This window comes from Bacillus atrophaeus (assembly GCF_001584335.1).
Classification (GTDB): domain Bacteria; phylum Bacillota; class Bacilli; order Bacillales; family Bacillaceae; genus Bacillus; species Bacillus atrophaeus.
Window position 1 is genome coordinate 977,682 of the sequence record NZ_LSBB01000001.1, and the last position, 17,556, is coordinate 995,237.

12 protein-coding genes are annotated in these 17,556 nt (G+C 43.9%); 11 read left to right on the top strand and 1 reads right to left on the bottom strand.

The window, feature by feature from the left end; all coding sequences use genetic code 11:
* Positions 1-23 precede the first annotated feature (23 nt).
* From AXI57_RS04820 to AXI57_RS04840, 5 genes are all read left to right on the top strand, one after another.
* Positions 24-1,313 carry a hemolysin family protein gene (locus AXI57_RS04820; RefSeq protein WP_003327200.1) on the top strand — a complete coding sequence of 430 codons (1,290 nt, stop codon included), beginning with the start codon at positions 24-26 and terminating at the stop codon, positions 1,311-1,313.
* 239 nt (positions 1,314-1,552) lie between these two features.
* A complete protein-coding gene (locus tag AXI57_RS04825; protein WP_061669383.1) occupies positions 1,553-3,214 on the top strand; it encodes a glycoside hydrolase family 13 protein in 1,662 nt (553 codons plus the stop codon).
* A 118-nt stretch (positions 3,215-3,332) separates the two neighbouring features.
* Entirely contained in the window at positions 3,333-3,731 is a 399-nt protein-coding gene (locus AXI57_RS04830) for a secondary thiamine-phosphate synthase enzyme YjbQ (RefSeq protein WP_061669384.1), read from the top strand.
* A gap of 16 nt (positions 3,732-3,747) precedes the next feature.
* On the top strand, positions 3,748-4,773 hold the full coding sequence (locus AXI57_RS04835) for a nitronate monooxygenase (protein WP_061669385.1): 1,026 nt from the start codon (positions 3,748-3,750) through the stop codon (positions 4,771-4,773).
* Between the two features lie 31 nt (positions 4,774-4,804).
* Positions 4,805-5,059, top strand: a complete 255-nt coding sequence (locus tag AXI57_RS04840; RefSeq protein WP_003327205.1) for a hypothetical protein — start codon at positions 4,805-4,807, stop codon at positions 5,057-5,059.
* A 14-nt stretch (positions 5,060-5,073) separates the two neighbouring features.
* Here the strand turns inward: AXI57_RS04840 and AXI57_RS04845 are convergent, their stop codons facing one another.
* Positions 5,074-5,811 (bottom strand): protein-glutamine gamma-glutamyltransferase, encoded by a 738-nt coding sequence (locus tag AXI57_RS04845; RefSeq protein ID WP_061669386.1) that lies wholly within the window; start codon positions 5,809-5,811, stop codon positions 5,074-5,076.
* Between the two features lie 170 nt (positions 5,812-5,981).
* Between AXI57_RS04845 and tlpB (AXI57_RS04850) the strand changes: the two genes are divergently transcribed.
* The 6 genes from tlpB (AXI57_RS04850) to AXI57_RS04875 all read left to right on the top strand — a co-directional run bounded on the left by tlpB (AXI57_RS04850) (position 5,982) and on the right by AXI57_RS04875 (position 17,487).
* Entirely contained in the window at positions 5,982-7,970 is a 1,989-nt protein-coding gene (gene tlpB, locus AXI57_RS04850) for a HAMP domain-containing methyl-accepting chemotaxis protein (RefSeq protein ID WP_061669387.1), read from the top strand.
* 184 nt (positions 7,971-8,154) lie between these two features.
* Positions 8,155-10,140: a methyl-accepting chemotaxis protein gene (tlpB, locus tag AXI57_RS22550; protein WP_061669388.1), complete on the top strand. Its 1,986-nt coding sequence runs from the start codon at positions 8,155-8,157 to the stop codon at positions 10,138-10,140.
* Positions 10,141-10,318: 178 nt separating this feature from the next.
* Complete coding sequence (gene tlpB / locus AXI57_RS04860; protein ID WP_061669389.1) at positions 10,319-12,301, top strand: methyl-accepting chemotaxis protein; 1,983 nt, start codon at positions 10,319-10,321, stop codon at positions 12,299-12,301.
* 121 nt (positions 12,302-12,422) lie between these two features.
* Positions 12,423-14,411 (top strand): methyl-accepting chemotaxis protein, encoded by a 1,989-nt coding sequence (gene tlpB / locus AXI57_RS04865; protein WP_061669390.1) that lies wholly within the window; start codon positions 12,423-12,425, stop codon positions 14,409-14,411.
* Positions 14,412-14,545: 134 nt separating this feature from the next.
* Positions 14,546-16,615 carry a bifunctional aldolase/short-chain dehydrogenase gene (locus AXI57_RS04870; RefSeq protein WP_061669391.1) on the top strand — a complete coding sequence of 690 codons (2,070 nt, stop codon included), beginning with the start codon at positions 14,546-14,548 and terminating at the stop codon, positions 16,613-16,615.
* A gap of 101 nt (positions 16,616-16,716) precedes the next feature.
* Positions 16,717-17,487 (top strand): DeoR/GlpR family DNA-binding transcription regulator, encoded by a 771-nt coding sequence (locus tag AXI57_RS04875; RefSeq protein ID WP_061669392.1) that lies wholly within the window; start codon positions 16,717-16,719, stop codon positions 17,485-17,487.
* The last annotated feature ends 69 nt before the right edge of the window (positions 17,488-17,556 follow it).

The following is a 17,556-nucleotide window of genomic DNA, read 5'->3' on the forward strand; positions in this document are numbered from 1 at the left end:
ACCATTTGTGGTAAGGGCTTTTTTTGCTTATATTAAATATCGCTCTGATTATTTTATTAATCGGCTTAACCGCTATTTTCGTCGCTGCTGAATTTGCGATTGTGAAAATACGCGGATCGAAAATCAGCCAGCTTGTAGAAAGCGGCGACAGCCGGGCGATTGCGGCGCATAAAGTCATTTCGAATCTTGACGAATATTTATCCGCCTGCCAGCTCGGCATTACGATAACGGCTCTCGGCCTTGGGTGGCTCGGAGAACCGACTGTCGAACGGATCCTTCACCCTGTGTTTGCGCTTATCGGGATGCCTGGATCTATCACTCATATCGTGACATTTATTGCGTCATTTATCGTCATTACATTTTTGCACGTCGTGATTGGCGAGCTGGCTCCAAAGACCATCTCCATTCAAAAAGCGGAGGCTGTCAGCCTGTGGACAGCCAAACCGCTCATTGTGTTTTACAAAGTGATGTATCCGTTTATTAAAGCTTTAAACGGGTCCGCGCGTTTTTTAGTCAAGCTGTTCGGCTTCCATTCGGTGAAGGAGCATGAGGTGGCGATCAGTGAGGAAGAATTGAGGCTGATCCTTTCAGAAAGCTATAAAAAGGGAGAAATCAACCAATCTGAATTCCGGTACGTCAATAAAATATTTGAATTTGATAATCGCGTGGCCAGGGAAATTATGATACCGAGAACGGAAATGGCAACGATTTCAATTGATCAAACCATTGACGAAGCGATTCATTCAATCATAAACGAACGATATACGCGTTACCCCGTGATAAAAGAAGATAAAGACCATATTATCGGCATTATAAACAGTAAAGACACGTTTAAAGCGTTTTTTCTCGGACAGTCGATTAAACTGAGCCAATTAACGCGGCCTGTTATCAGAGTCATTGAAAGCATTCCTGTTCAAGAGCTGCTGATCCGTATGCAGAAAGAACGGATTCATATGGCGATTCTCGTCGATGAATACGGAGGAACCGCAGGGCTTGTCACCGTCGAGGATATCTTAGAAGAAATCGTCGGAGAGATTCGGGATGAATATGATCAGGATGAAATGCCGCACATCGTGAAAAAAGGCGAGCACCATTATATTATGGATGGCAAGGCTTTAATAGACGAAGTAAATGAGCTGCTTGATATCGCCATTGAAAATGAGGAGATTGACACAATTGCGGGCTGGCTTCTGACACAAAAAATGGAACTGAAAAACGGCGATGTCTTTTATACGGAAGGGTGCGAATTTAAAGTTCTCGATGCTGAAGATCATCACATCCGGTTTGTAGAAATTAAAAAAACAGATTTTTAAGGTAAAAACAGTCGCATATTACGCAATGCGGCTGTTTTCGGCGCGGTGAGCATTCGGGACAGAAATCTTCGGAGGCAGCGGGCAAGTCAATTTCTCAAAATGGGAATGTTCAAGTCAAATAACACTTTTATTATCAGTCTCTTGCAAATAGCGAGAGACTTTTTTCTGAAAAAAGAATGCTTCTTAGCCTTTTTTCTCCATATCATATAATAACCGTACTATGAGTAAGGAGTGGTTTCATGGAAAAGGCTTGGTGGAAAGAAGCGGTGGTATATCAAATCTATCCCCGCAGCTTCAAGGATTCGAATGGGGATGGAATCGGCGATATCAACGGGATCAGATCAATGCTGCCTTACATAAAAGACTTGGGGGCGGATGTCATCTGGATATGTCCGGTCTTTGACTCGCCCAATGCGGATAACGGATATGATATAAGGGATTACAAAAAGATTTTAACTGAGTTTGGAACCATGGATGATCTTGATAGCCTGCTTAATGAAATACACGAGCTTGGCATGAAGCTGATTATCGACCTTGTCGTCAACCATACGAGTGATGAGCATCCGTGGTTCATTGAGTCACGCTCGGCCTTAGACTCCGAAAAAAGGGACTGGTACATCTGGAAAGATGGAAAAAACGGCAAAGAACCGAACAACTGGGAAAGCATTTTCAGCGGATCAGCCTGGCAGTACGATCAAACGACAGACCAATACTATCTCCATCTGTTTGACAAAAAGCAGCCGGATCTGAATTGGGAAAACCAAAACATGCGGTTTGCCGTTTATGAAATGGTGAATTGGTGGCTGGACAAAGGAATTGACGGATTTCGGGTGGACGCCATTTCTCATATCAAGAAAAAGAAAGGGCTTCCCGATCTGCCGAATCCCGAGGATCTTCCATATGTCCCCTCTTTTCCGTACCATATGAACGTGGAAGGGATCATGGATTTTTTAAAAGAACTGAAAAAAGAAACGTTTTCCCGCTATCCGATCGTGACAGTCGGAGAGGCGAATGGCGTTACGGCGGACGAAGCAGCGGATTGGGCCGGAGGAAAATCCGGCATTTTTGATATGATTTTTCAATTTGAACACCTTGGTTTGTGGGATATTGACGCAGATGAGCGCATTGATGTCGCGGAGTTGAAAAGGATTTTGTCTAAATGGCAAAACAGTTTGGAAGGCGTAGGCTGGAACGCTCTCTTTATGGAGAATCACGATCAGCCCCGCTCGGTCTCCGCATGGGGAGACGATCAAACCTATGTAACTGAAAGCGCAAAAGCACTCGCCGCTATGTACTTTTTGATGAAAGGCACCCCGTTTATCTATCAGGGACAAGAAATCGGCATGACAAATGTGGCCTTTCCTTCAATTGAAGATTACGATGACGTGGCGATGAAACGGTTATACGATATAGAGACGGCCAAAGGGGTTCCTCATAAAGAAGTGATGAAGATGATCTGGAAAAAGGGAAGAGATAACTCAAGAACTCCGATGCAATGGAATGAAAGCAAGTACGCAGGATTTTCGGATGCTCCCCCGTGGATCGGCATCAATGACAATTACACATGGCTGAATGCTAAATCACAAATGAAGGATAAGGCATCCGTTTATCATTTTTATAAAAATCTAATCGCACTTCGACGAAAACATGATGTATTTATTTACGGTTTGTACCAATTGCTTCTGCCGGAAGATAAACAAATCTTTGCTTACTTGCGAAAGAGCAATCGGCAAACCGCGCTTATCCTGACAAACCTGACGAAGACACCCGCTCTATACAGACATCCCGCCTATCCGTTAAGCTCAGATTCGCTCGTCTTATCGAACATCGAGACAACACATCATCAGCATACCACCTCAATCCTCTTACAACCTTACGAGACAAGAATATACGTATGGTAGCCAGGCTCCAGTTTCATACTGGAGTTTTTTTGTGAATTAAGTTTATGACCGCAAATTTACAGGAAAAAAAGAAGATAGAACGAATAATCAAGTAGATAGAAGTGAAAGGGGAGAAAACATGCTGAAACAATTGCAGATTAACACGGAAAAACGGGATGAAATGCTTGATATCACTCATGAAGCTGAAGCATTTCTGCAAGAAACCGGAGTGAAAAGCGGCACGGCGCTAATCTACTGCCCTCATACGACAGCCGGCATTACGATAAATGAAAATGCCGATCCTGATGTAAAAAAAGACATGCTTAGAAGATTCGATGAGGTATATCCGTGGGAACACGAACTTGACCGCCATATGGAAGGAAATACGGCAGCCCATTTGAAATCAAGTACAGTCGGGGCTTCCCAGCATGTCATCATCGAAAACGGCCGCTTGCTGCTCGGTACATGGCAAGGCATTTATTTTTGCGAATTCGACGGCCCGAGAACCCGGACATGCTATATCAAAATAACGGGATAAACAGGAGGCTTTGCCCATGAAGGAATGGATGAATATTTTATCGCTGACAAAGCCTGTCATACAGGCTCCGATGGCCGGCGGGCTTGTCACGCCACGTCTTGCCGCCGCCGTCTCTCGTGAAGGAGCGCTTGGAAGCCTTGCGTCAGGCTATCTCAGCCCGCAAGTTCTGGAAAAGCAAATAGCTGAGATGCAGGCGTTAACAAGCCGCTCTTTTCAGGTGAATGTATTTGTCCCTGAATCGAGAGAAACACCGGACGAAAAGGCACTGGAGAAATGGAAAACCAGCATACCGCTGGCAGAACAGGCTCCGCCGATGACCACTGAGGAGCAGGATTGGGAAGATTTTTATGAGAAAATAAAGCTTATCATCAAATATAAGGTAAAAGCATGCTCATTCACATTCGGGATGCCGCCCGCTGCCACGGTGCGGGAGCTAAAGGACAATGGCTGCTTTCTCATTGGCACGGCCACATCAATAGAGGAAGCTGTTGCCCTTGAAGAACGGGGAATGGATATGATCGCGCTGCAAGGAAGCGAAGCGGGAGGACATCGCGGCACCTTTCTGCCGGCAAAAGGTGAATCCTCTCTGGGCTTGATAGCATTCATTCCGCAGGCGGCTGATGCCGTTAACGTTCCTGTCATCGCGGCCGGAGGGATTTTTGACCGCCGTGGAGTACAGGCTGCTGAAATCCTCGGCGCTCAAGGAGTTCAGGTTGGAACCGCATTTCTTATGTGTGCAGAAAGCGAAGCATCAAGAATATACAAACGGGAACTGCTTGCCGCTCATGGCACGGATACTCGGCTGACCTCATTGTTTTCAGGAAAACCGGCAAGGGGGATCGTCAATGAGTGGATGAAGCAAAAACAGTCAGAAGAGGCGGACACATTGCCTTATCCTCTTCAGAACACTTTAACAAAGCCGATGCGCCAAAACGCGGCCGCTCAGCAAGATTCCGGGCATATATCCCTGTGGGCCGGACAATCAGCAGGAGGCCTGCATGCTGCGACAGATGTGAAAACCTTATTAGACCAACTCTGCTAAACCTAAGGCGAATCAACGGAGGTGACTGCTAATGAATATCCTTCAGTATTCGTATAAAAAAAGAGGAGAAATACAATTTGTATTTGAAGGCTGGCCTCATTCTAAAGTAATCATGGCGCCGATCAAAGGTTATTATTTTGTCCGCTTGATCAGATGGAGCGGACGCGATCCGATCGTCACAAGGCATGACCTTGAAAAGATGGAGTGGGCCGCGAATCAGTATCTTGGCACAGTCCCGTTCTACAGAAAAAGAAAAGCATTACAAATCCCATCGTCATCCCGATAGACGATGGGATTTTTTTAATGCATCGTACGATAGAGAGATGGAATGTCCAGTCTTGTCGCTTGTGCAAGAAGGTAAGCGGACTGTACGGCGTCTTTTTTTCTAAAGGAATTCAGCTTTTCAATGATTTTTTCACCGCTCAAAATGCCAAGGCCGTGGGCGAAATACTGATCCTTTTCTAATAAAATGACATTTTCCCCTCTCCACTGCGCTTTTTGCGGATTAAAGTCCGGATTATTAAAATATAAACAATCTCCTATTACAAAATCGCGGCCGGCTTCCGTGTAAATCGGCAGCTTTTCATAGTGCCAATCATAAAGCGTTATTCTCTGGAAGTTCAAATCAAACCTGTCATCACCGATGGTTTTAAGTACGGCCATATAATAAATCACGACGATAGCGGTCGCACATTCAAACGCGTAAAATGTCCCGTTTTCAAAAATATCCCGAATAGCCTTTGAAGGCGGCATTTTGTATTTCAACTCTAAAGCCCCTTCAGGCGAAACTCTCCAGAATGCCTTATTCCCATACGTTTTGACGAAGGTAGCGAATTTCGCGCCGCTTTGATGCAGCGCTCTGGCCGATGCCACGATGTTTTTGCGTATATTTAGTTCGAAAATAAGTTCAGCGACAGAATTGTAGTCAAACTGAATGGGTGAAGCGATCATCTCGTTTAGCAGCGGATGCAGACCCTCTTCAATCTGCCAGTTTGCCGTATCCTGGGGACGGAGCCATTGTCCTGATACAATAATCATCTAAAGCCCCCCTAAGCTTTTTTATAAGATATGCATCAAGCTTGGGCAATGAAAACTCTTTTCGGAGAGGCCCAAAAGTGAGATAACCGTAAAAAAGACGATCTTGATATTATAAAACTTTTTAAAGCAGCCGATATATAATGTATCTAACCCCGAAGGAGCAACAATACATGAAGACATTTATTAATTGGCTTAGACGTCCGTCCATATCAAAGAAATTAATTATTTCCTTTTGCATCATCCTAATCATCCCGATTCTCATTTTAGAATGGAGCTCATATCGCACGGCAAGCGGCACGCTCGATCAGGAAATCATGGGAAACGCAAAAAATAATGTCAACACATTCGATACAACCATTACGAATAATTTAGACGGCAAGGCGAAGGCGGTTTCTTATTTCAGTGAACTGCTGAAAGCCAAATCATTTGAAGGGAAAAACCAACAGCAGCTTGAAGAGAAATTCTCGCAATATACCTCCATTAATGAAGATGTCGCCAGAATTTACGGAGGAGCGGAAGACGGCGCTTATGTACAAGCCCCGACAGAAAAAGTGCCGGACGGCTATGACCCGAGGGAACGCCCCTGGTACAAGGACGCGGTAAAGGCCGGCGGCACACTTATCGTGACTGACCCTTATGTAGCAGCCAATGACGGAAGCATGGTCATTACGATCGCGCAAGAATTAAAAGACGGTTCAGGCGTTATCGCTATGGATATTACGATAGACCAGCTTCTTGCACAGATGAAACAAATCAAGATCGGTAAAAAAGGCTATGTCTTCATCGCAACTAAAAATAAAACGTATGTGGCCCATCGAGACCATAAATCAGGTGAAAAGCTGTCCGGCGATTGGGTAGCCGACATGTATGATAATGACAGCGGGCAAGTACAATACAGCAAGAAAAATGAAGATAAAAAAATGGCCTTTACGACAAATAAACTGACAGGCTGGAAAATAGCCGGAACAATGTATAAAAGTGAAATCGAAGAGGCCTCACAGCCGGTGCTTAATATGGGCATGATCGTACTTGCCGCCTCCATTCTCATTGGCGGAATCCTGATCATTTTCATTGTCGGCTCAATCACAAGACCGTTAAAACGCCTCGTACAGTCGTCTCAAAAAATCAGCAGCGGCGATTTGACTGAAACGGTTCAAATCCGATCGAAGGATGAACTAGGCGAGCTCGGCGATAGCTTTAACGAGATGGGAGAATCTTTACGCTCCTTGATCAGCGCCATTCAAGATTCTGTCGACAATGTCGCGGCTTCATCTGAACAGCTTACAGCGTCCGCTTCGCAAACAAGCAAGGCGACTGAGCATATTACGATGGCGATTGAACAATTTTCGAACGGCAATGAAGATCAAAGCGAAAAAGTCGAGTCAAGCTCCAAGCAGCTGAGTATGATGAATGACGGTCTGCACCATATGACCCAAACCACATCAGCCGTTACAGAAGCTTCTTTGCAGTCCACAGAAATTGCGGGAACCGGAGAACAGCTTGTCCAGCAAACCGTCGGACAAATGAATTCCATAAATGAGTCAGTGCAGCAGGCTGAATCTGTGGTAAAAGGACTGGAAGGAAAATCAAAGGATATCACAAACATTTTGAGAGTCATAAACAGCATTGCCGATCAGACGAATCTGCTTGCGTTAAATGCGGCAATTGAAGCTGCAAGAGCCGGAGAGTATGGCCGGGGCTTCTCGGTTGTGGCGGAGGAAGTGCGCAAGCTTGCTGTCCAGTCAGCCGACTCTTCAAAAGAAATAGAAAAACTGATTCAAGAAATCGTTTCAGAGATTGAAAAATCATTGCATATGTTTAAAGCGGTGAATCAAGAAGTCCAATCCGGGCTTAGCATTACAGACGATACAAAAGAAAGCTTCCAAAACATATTCGGCATGACAAATGAAATAGCCGGCAAGCTGCAAACGATGAATACCACAGCGGAGCAGCTTTCTGACAACTCACAGCACGTCACGTCAGCAGTCAGTGACATCGCGGACGTATCAAGAGAAAGTTCAGCAAGCATTCAGGACATCGCGGCATCAGCCGAAGAGCAGCTCGCGTCGATGGAAGAGATCAGTTCCTCAGCGAATACGTTAGCGCAGATGGCAGAAGAACTGCGCGATTTAACAAAACGATTTAAAATAGAATCATAAGAAAAAACAGCACTTTCCCGAGATGGGAGGTGCTGTTTTTTATATAGTCAATAAAATTAAGAATAAAGACCCTTTTATTACAGAGTATTTAGAACTAATTTTCATTTTTACCTTCTTTTTCAATGTAATTATAAGGAATATCATCCGATATAATATGTAAATTATTGAAAGAGGTATCCAGCTAATGAAAAAAACAATCACCACGGTGCGAAAATCATCTATTGGCAGAAGACTCATTATTTCATTTTTTTTAATCTTGATTCTTCCAATCGCTGTACTCGCAACAAGTGCTTATAAATCGGCGGTCTCATCACTTGAAAAACAGATGGTGCAAAGCGCGAAGGAAAATGTCGCAATATTAGATAAAATAATCAATGAAAAAGTTAACAGCAATAAAAAGTATACGGAATTTTTCAGCAAAGACGTAACCGCCGAGAAATTAAAAGAAAAGAACCAAAAAAAGCTTTACCAAGAATTTGAACAATTTATTCAGATGAATGACGAGGTTGAAGCTGTATTTTCAAGCAGCAATGACGGAACATTCACTCGCTATCCGAAAGCAGACATGCCGGATGATTTTAATTCCTTAGAACGAGACTGGTATAAAGAAGCGGTTGCACATAAAGGAGAAGCGATTATCAGTGAGCCATATGAATCCATCTCGACGGGAAAAATGGTCGTCACCATCGCCAGGCAGACAAAAGACGGTTCAGGGGTAGTTGCTGTTGATATGAAAATAGACGGTCTGGTCAAAACAGCAAAAGCAATTAATATCGGAGAGAAAGGATACGCCTTTATTTTAAGTGCAAATAAAAAAGTCATCGCCTATTCCGGTGAAAAAGCAGGAACTGAATTAAAAGGGAAGTGGGTTGATAAACTTTTTAATGAGAAAAACGGCGACTTCGAATACAAGCACGATAATAAGGCGAAAAAAATGGCTTTTGAAACGAGTGATACAACGGGCTGGAAAATCAGCGGAACGATGTATGCGGATGAAATTAAGCAGGCGGCAAGAGATGTCTTAATTAAAGCATGGATCGTACTCGGAATCGCAATCATATGCGGAGTGACCGCAATCTACTTTATTATCCGTTCGATCACAAAACCATTAAGGCACCTTGTCGCATCGGCGAAAAAGATCAGCAACGGCGATTTGACTGAAACAATAGAGGCTAGATCAAAAGACGAACTGGGGGTGTTAAGCCAAAGCTTCAATGACATGCTGCACTCCCTCCGTTCTCTGATTCACGGCATTAAGGACTCAGTCGAGAATGTAGCGGCTTCATCAGAAGAGCTGACGGCTTCGGCTGACCAAACAAGCAAAGCGACTGAACATATTACAATGGCAATTGAACGATTTTCAAACGGCAGCGATGCGCAAAGTGACAAAATCGAAACGACAACAGAACAGATAAACGAAATGAAAGACGGTCTGAGCGACATGGCGCGCGTCACAGCAGTAATTACGGAATCTTCCATTCAATCAACTGAAATATCGGGAGCCGGAGAACAGCTTGTCCAAAAAACGACGGGCCAGATGACTGCCATTGACCAATCTGTAAAAGAAGCTGAGCAGGTAGTGAAGGGCCTGGAGATTAAATCAAAAGATATTACAAATATTTTGCGTGTCATTAATGGAATAGCGGATCAAACCAATCTGCTTGCCTTAAACGCGGCCATCGAAGCGGCGCGGGCGGGAGAATATGGCCGCGGCTTTTCCGTAGTAGCTGAAGAAGTAAGAAAACTTGCCGTGCAATCGGCGGATTCAGCCAAGGAAATTGAAACCCTGATTAATGATATTGTCAAAGAAATCAATACATCACTAGGCATGTTCCAATCCGTCAATCAAGAGGTGGAGGCAGGACTTGTCATAACCAATCAAACCAAGGCAAGCTTTGATGATATATCGGAAAAGACAAACCAAATCGCGGGAGAAATGCAAAATATCAACGCCACAGTCGAACAGCTTTCCGCAGGCTCAGAAGAAATATCCGGGGCATCAGAGGAGATTTCAGCCATTTCAAAAGAAAGTGCGGCAAGTATTCAAGATATTGCAGCATCGGCGGAGGAACAGCTTGCTTCAATGGAAGAAATCAGCTCATCAGCCAATACATTAGCGGGAATGGCGGAAGAACTTCGCGAGCTGACAAAGCGTTTTAAAATAGAATAGAGTCTGAAATGTGAAAAAGCACCCCATCACAAGGGTGCTTTTTCATTTTAAATAGGTATATATTACTATCTAACTTTAGGTATAAAGTTCTTTTTATCTGATTTATCTTTTAACTTTGTATATATTTACCCATATAGAGCCGATATGAAGAATAACCTAGTTAAGGAGAAATGAATAAATGAAAAAACTAATCAATCTAATCAAACAGCGATCCATTACAAGAAAACTAGTTGTATCTTTCTTGATCATTCTTATTATTCCAATTTCTATATTGGCCTTTAGCGCCTATCAATCCACAAAGAGCTCGCTTGATAAACAGATGATGGGCAGCGCATTAGAAAATGTTCAGCAGCTGAATGAAATCATTAATGACAATATCGGCGAAAAAGAAGACAGCACTGCTTACTTTAGCGAATGGCTGAATCAAAAAGTGTACAAAGACAAAAAAGCTTCAATAAAAGACAAATTCGCACAATATATCAGTCTCAATAAAGATGTTGAATCTATTTACACAAGTGATCAAAACGGGTCATTTACGCGTTATCCGGACATCCCTATGCCGAGAAATTATAATCCGGTCGAACGGGACTGGTACAAAAAAGCTGTGGAAAGCAAAGGAAAAGTGGTGATTACAGATCCTTATAAAACAGCTTCCACAGATACAATGGTGGTGACGATCGCCCAGCAGACAAAAGACGGGTCAGGGGTAGTCGCCATTAATATGACCATCGACCAGCTTTTAGAAACGACGAAAAAAGTGAAAATCGGGAAAGAAGGCTACGGATTTATTCTGGGCAAAGACAAAAAAGTGGTCGCCCACCCTGAACAAACACCGGGAACCGAGCAAAAGGGCGATTGGGTGAATCAGCTTTATGATAATAAGAAAGGCGATTTTCAATATGCTTATGAAGGCTCAGAGAAAAAAATGGTGTTTGATACCAATACATTAACCGGATGGAAAATCTCAGGAACCATGTATCAGGATGAAATTCACGAGGCAGCTGTACCCGTGCTTCATCTCGCGTTAATCGTTCTTACGGCCGCCATTGCTGCGGGGCTTGTCGTAATGACGCTCATCATCCGCTCAATTACCGGCCCTCTGAAAAAACTTGTGGTTTCTTCAAAACGAATCAGTGAGGGAGATCTCACTGAAACCATTGACATCCGTTCAAAGGATGAATTAGGTGATTTAGGAAACAGCTTTAATCATATGGCAGGCTCACTCCGTTCGCTCATTCATGCCATCCAAGATTCTGTCGACAATGTCGCGTCTTCTTCTGAGGAGCTGACGGCGTCGGCTGAACAGACAAGCAAAGCAACTGAACATATCACAATGGCGATTGAACAATTTTCAAGCGGAAATGAAAGCCAAAGTGAAAAAATTGAAGAAGCAGCTGAGCATATCTATCAAATGAATGACGGCCTCTCGGATATGGCAAAAGCCTCCTCCGTCATTACGGAATCATCCATTCAGTCCACTGAAGCAGCCAGTAACGGAGGAAAGCTGGTTCACAAAACGGCCGGACAAATGAACATGATTGATCAATCTGTAAAAGAAGCTGAAAACGTCGTAAGAGGATTAGAAACAAAATCGAAAGACATTACAAACATTTTACGTGTCATTAACGGAATCGCAGATCAGACCAACCTGCTGGCACTAAACGCTGCCATCGAAGCGGCACGTGCCGGGGAATACGGACGGGGCTTCTCCGTTGTCGCGGAAGAAGTGAGAAAACTAGCGGTTCAATCGGCTGATTCCGCAAAAGAAATCGAAGGCCTGATCAAAGAAATCGTCAAGGAAATCAATACATCACTCGGCATGTTCCAATCAGTGAATCACGAAGTGAAGACGGGACTTGAGATTACAAACGAAACGGAATCCAGCTTTAAACAAATTTCTGAGATGACAAACCAAATTGCGGGTGAATTGCAAAATATGAACGCTACAGTCGAGCAGCTGTCCGCGGGCTCCCAAGAAATATCAGGGGCTTCAGAAGACATTGCGGCCATCGCTAAAGAAAGCTCAGCAGGTATCCAAGATATCGCGGCATCTGCCGAGGAACAGCTGGCCTCAATGGAAGAAATCAGCTCATCAGCGGAGACACTGTCCCGAATGGCTGAAGAATTAAGAGACATGACGAAGCGATTCACAATTGAATAAAGCCTGTTAACGTATAAAAATACCCGGGAGCACATTCTCGGGTATTTTTTTTAGTTTTTAAATTAAACCTTTTGACCTATCTGACGATAATAGTTTTATCTTAAAGAAGGAGTCACCACGAATGAAAAAATTAATGAAATGGATCAAACAACCATCAATCAGCAAACCCCTTATTGCTGCGTTTCTGGCAATATTGATTTTGCCAATTGGGGTATTAGCATATTTCAGCTATCAATCAGCAGGAAGTTCTTTGGACAAAGAACTGATGCACAGTGCCAAGGGCAACGTCGAGGAGTTGAACAACGTTCTGCAAAATAAGCTGGACGACAAAACAAAAGCTCTCGATTATTACAGTAAATTGATTAACACAGATTTATTTAATGGAAAGAACAAATCTTTATTAATTGAGAAATTCAAGCAATATACCATGCTGAATGACGATGTGTCAGCGGTCTATACAGCTTCAAACGACAAAACATTATATAGATATCCTGAAGGCGGCGTACCGAAGGACTTTGACCCGACAACACGGGATTGGTTCAAAAACGCCGTTGAGAAAAAAGGGCAAGTGGTTTTCTCTGAACCATACACTGATGCAGCAACAGATAAAACGGTCATCACCATTTCACAGCAAACAAAAGACGGATCAGGTATCGTTGCGCTTGATTTAAATCTGGATGAACTGCTTGCCGCCTCAGAAAGAATTCAAATCGGACGCAAAGGATTCACATTTATTACAACGGGCGATAAAAAATATATTACCCATCCGACGATTGACCCGGGTACAGCAGGTACAGGAGCGTGGACGAACGAAGTATATTCGAAAAATGAAGGCGAATTCCAATATACCTTCGAAGGGCAAGAAAAGAAAATGGCCTTTACGACAAATAAACAGACAGGCTGGAAAATCGCCGGCACTTTCTTTGTCAGTGAAATTAAAGATGCGTCAAGCCCGGTATTACACATGGCACTCATTATTTTTTGTGCATCATTGATGATTGGCGGCATTTTAATTTTCTTCATTATCAGAGCCATATCAAAACCTTTAAGAAAGCTTGTCTCAACATCTGCCAAAATCAGCGGAGGCGATTTAACGGAAGTCATCGAAATTCGATCGAAAAACGAATTGGGCCAGCTCAGTGAAAGCTTTAACGAAATGTCTGCATCACTGCGCTCTGTGATCGGCGTCATTCAAACATCAGTTGAAAATGTCGCCTCCTCATCAGAAGAACTGACGGCCAGCGCCGAACAAACAAGCAAGGCGACCGAACATATTACACTGGCTATCGAGCGGTTTTCAAATGGAAACGAAGCGCAAAGCGAGAAAATGGAAGCAAGCTCAGAACACCTTTCTGAAATGAATGCAGGCATCGCCGAAGTTGCCCGGGCTTCCGCTAAAATTACCGAGACCTCCATTCAATCCTCTGAAACGGCAGGAAGCGGAGAATCATTAGTGGAGCACACAGTCGGCCAAATGAAAACGATAGATCAATCCGTTCAGAAAGCGGAGGCCGTGGTAAAAGGGCTGGAGATAAAATCAAAAGACATCACCAGTATTTTAAATGTGATTAACGGTATAGCAGATCAAACAAATCTGCTGGCGCTAAATGCGGCTATCGAATCGGCCCGTGCCGGAGAATACGGCCGCGGCTTCTCAGTGGTGGCGGAAGAAGTAAGAAAACTGGCTGTCCAATCAGCAGACTCAGCCAAGGAAATCGAAGCGCTTATCCAAGAGATTGTAAGAGAAATCAGCACATCGCTGTCCATGTTCCAATCAGTCAATCATGAAGTCAAAGAAGGCTTGAACATTACAGATCAAACAGCATCAAGCTTCAAAAAAATCTTTGATATGACGACACAAATTTCCGGTGAATTGCAAAATATGAATGCAACGGTTGAACAGCTGTCAGCCGGATCACAAGAAGTGTCAACAGCTGTAGACGACATCTCAGCGGTTGCAAAAGAAAGCACGGCAAGCATACAAGACATCGCAGCCTCAGCCGAAGAACAGCTTGCCTCAATGGAAGAGATCAGCTCATCTGCCGAAACTCTCGCCAACATGGCCGAAGAACTGCAAGAGATTACGAAAAAATTTAAAATTGAATCTTAACCTAACAAGAGAGCGGCATGGTGACATGCTGCTTTCTTTTTTATAAAAACAAAAAAATAAAAATATTCAAAAATAAACAAAGGTTATATATAATAAAATGAGAAACAAAAACAGAGAAACGGAGGTTAACAAAAATGGTGAAGCATTTATGGGAAGAACAAAAGGCTGACCGATTGCCGCAGGGAGCCGAAGAATTGGTGTACCGTTCTAATCTGATCGGCTCAGACCGCGCTGTATGCAACTGGGGCGGCGGGAACACGTCTATGAAAACCTATGAGAAGGATTTTAGAGGCCGAGATATTGAAGTCATGTGGGTAAAGGGCAGCGGTTCAGACTTGGCAACAATGAAAGCGCATAACTTTACCGGCTTAAAGCTGGAAGACATACGTCCATTAATCGAAAGAGAAGAAATGACGGATGAGGAAATGGTAGAGTACTTGGCTCATTGTATGATAGACAGCAAACATCCCCGGCCGTCTATTGAAACGCTGCTGCACGCATTCCTGCCTTATCAACATATTGACCACACACACCCAGACGCCATCATAAGCATTTGCTGCGCAGATAATGGAAAACAAATCGCTGAAGACATATACGGAAACCGTTTTGTGTGGGTTCCATATGTCCGTCCCGGGTTCACCTTGTCAAAAATGATCGCCGAAGGTGTGGCAAACAACCCGCACGCTGAGCTGGTTTTAATGGAAAAACACGGCCTAGTCACTTGGGGAAATACGTCAGCAGAGAGCTATGAAAAAACCATTTCCATTATTAACGAAGCAGAGAGGTACATCAACGAACGAATTGAAGAAAAAAACGCTTTTGGAGGCGAAAGATACGAGTCTCTCCAGGCCGAAGAACGCAGACAAATCTTAGCGAAGATCATGCCTGTCATCCGCGGCGCGGTAAGCAGTGAAAAGAAAATGATACTCTCATACGATGACGCAGACGATGTTCTGCAATTTGTAAACAGTGTAAAAGCACCCGAGCTTTCACAAACCGGCGCAGCCTGCCCGGACCACCTCGTTCATACAAAGCGCGTTCCATTGTATGTTGACTGGAATCTGCAAGAACAAGACATTGATGCACTATTGAAAAACGTGAAAGCAGGCATCACACGTTTTAAATCAGAATATAAAGCGTATGTTGAACGCAATAAACAGAAAGGTGACCAGTGCTTTGAATCAGCGCCCAGAGTCATATTAATTCCGGGCATTGGTATGATAAACACAGGGAAAAGCCTGGAAATGTCCAAAGTAAGCGGCGCATTATACCATCGGGCGATTGCGGTGATGAAAGGTTCTTCCGCTTTGGGACGTTTTGTTTCTTTAAGTGAAAATGAATCTTACAATATCGAATACTGGCCGCTTGAGCTTTACAAACTCACTCTGGCACCGGCAGAAGCTGAGTTTTCACGAAAAGTGGCGTTTGTTACGGGAGGTGCAGGCGGAATCGGAAGTGCTGCCTGCCGCCGTTTCGTTTCGGAAGGCGCGCACGTTGTTGTAGCTGATCTTAATGTTGAGGGCGCTCAAAGAATTGCCGGGGAAATAAACAAAACATACGGAGAAGGCCGCGCAATGGCCCTGAAGATGGATGTTACAAAGGAAGAAGAGGTACAGCAGGCTTTCAAACAAACCGCGCTTACATACGGCGGTGTTGATTTTATTGTTAATAATGCAGGTTTGGCCACTTCAAGTCCGCTTGAAGAAACCACGTTAAAAGAATGGAATCTCAATATCAATGTATTGGGAACAGGCTATTTCTTAGTGGCCCGTGAAGCGTTCAAACAAATGAAGCAGCAGAATGCCGGCGGAAATATGGTCTTTGTCGGATCAAAAAATTCTGTTTACGCAGGGAAAAACGCAGCCGCCTACAGCTCGGTTAAAGCGCTCGAAACGCATTTGGCAAGATGTATCGCTGCTGAAGGAGGCGAACATGGCATTCGGGTCAACTCGGTTTTGCCTGACGCCGTATTGCAAGGATCGGCGATCTGGGGGTCGAGTTGGCGGGAAGAACGGGCTGCGGCGTATGGCATTGAACCAGATCAATTAGAGGAGCATTACCGAAAACGCACAACCCTGTTAGTCAATATTTATCCAAAAGATATTGCGGAATCAATCGCTTTTTTAGCATCCTCTAAAGCGGAAAAAACGACGGGCTGCATGATTACGGTAGACGGCGGCGTTCCGGCAGCGTTCACACGCTAACAAAATACGGTAATGAACCAAGGAAAAAATATGCTATGATATAAAGACAAAAACACAGAATGAAACTGTGCACAACGTAGAATAGAGGAAGGGCGTTGCCGATGCTAGTAGCCGAACGACACCAAAGAATAGTCGAATTAGTCAATTTACGTTCAAGCATACGTGTATCTGAATTGAGTGATATATTCTCTGTAACCGAAGAAACCATTCGGCGCGATCTTGAAAAACTCGAAAAAGAAAACAAGCTGAGCCGCAGTCATGGGGGCGCGGTCAGTATTCAGCAGCAGGAGTCGGAGGTTCACTTTTCTGAACGGGAAATCACAAATGTATCGGAAAAGAAAGCGATCGCCCGTGAAGCCGCTGAATATGTGGAAAGCGGAGACCGAATCATTCTTGATGCAAGCACAACCGCGTGGTACATGGCAAAAATACTTCCCGATATTCAGGTGACCGTCATTACGAATTCAATGAAAGCGGCGATTGAACTCAGTCAAAAAGACAAAATTGAAGTGATATCGACGGGAGGATTTTTGCTGTCTGAATCTTTATCATATGTCGGGCCTCTAGCGGAACGTTCCCTTGAGACCTATCATGTAAACAAAACATTTCTTTCCTGTAAAGGGTTTGATATAAACGGCGGATTGAGCGACTCAAATGAATGGCAGGCGCTGTTAAAGAAACGGATGATTGAACGGTCAGACCAGACAATCCTGATGGCGGATTCAAGTAAATTCGGCAGCCGTGAGTTTTCTCATATTGCGCGTATTCATGACATCAGCCGGATCATCACCGATTCCAAGATCAATCCGGAATACACGAAAGCGCTTGAAGAGAAAAAAGTAAAAGTGACAACCGTACACCCCTCATCATAAAAAGACAAACTTTTGCTTGTTTGTCTTTTTATTTCCTGTAAAACAAAAACAAAGAAAGAATATACTGTT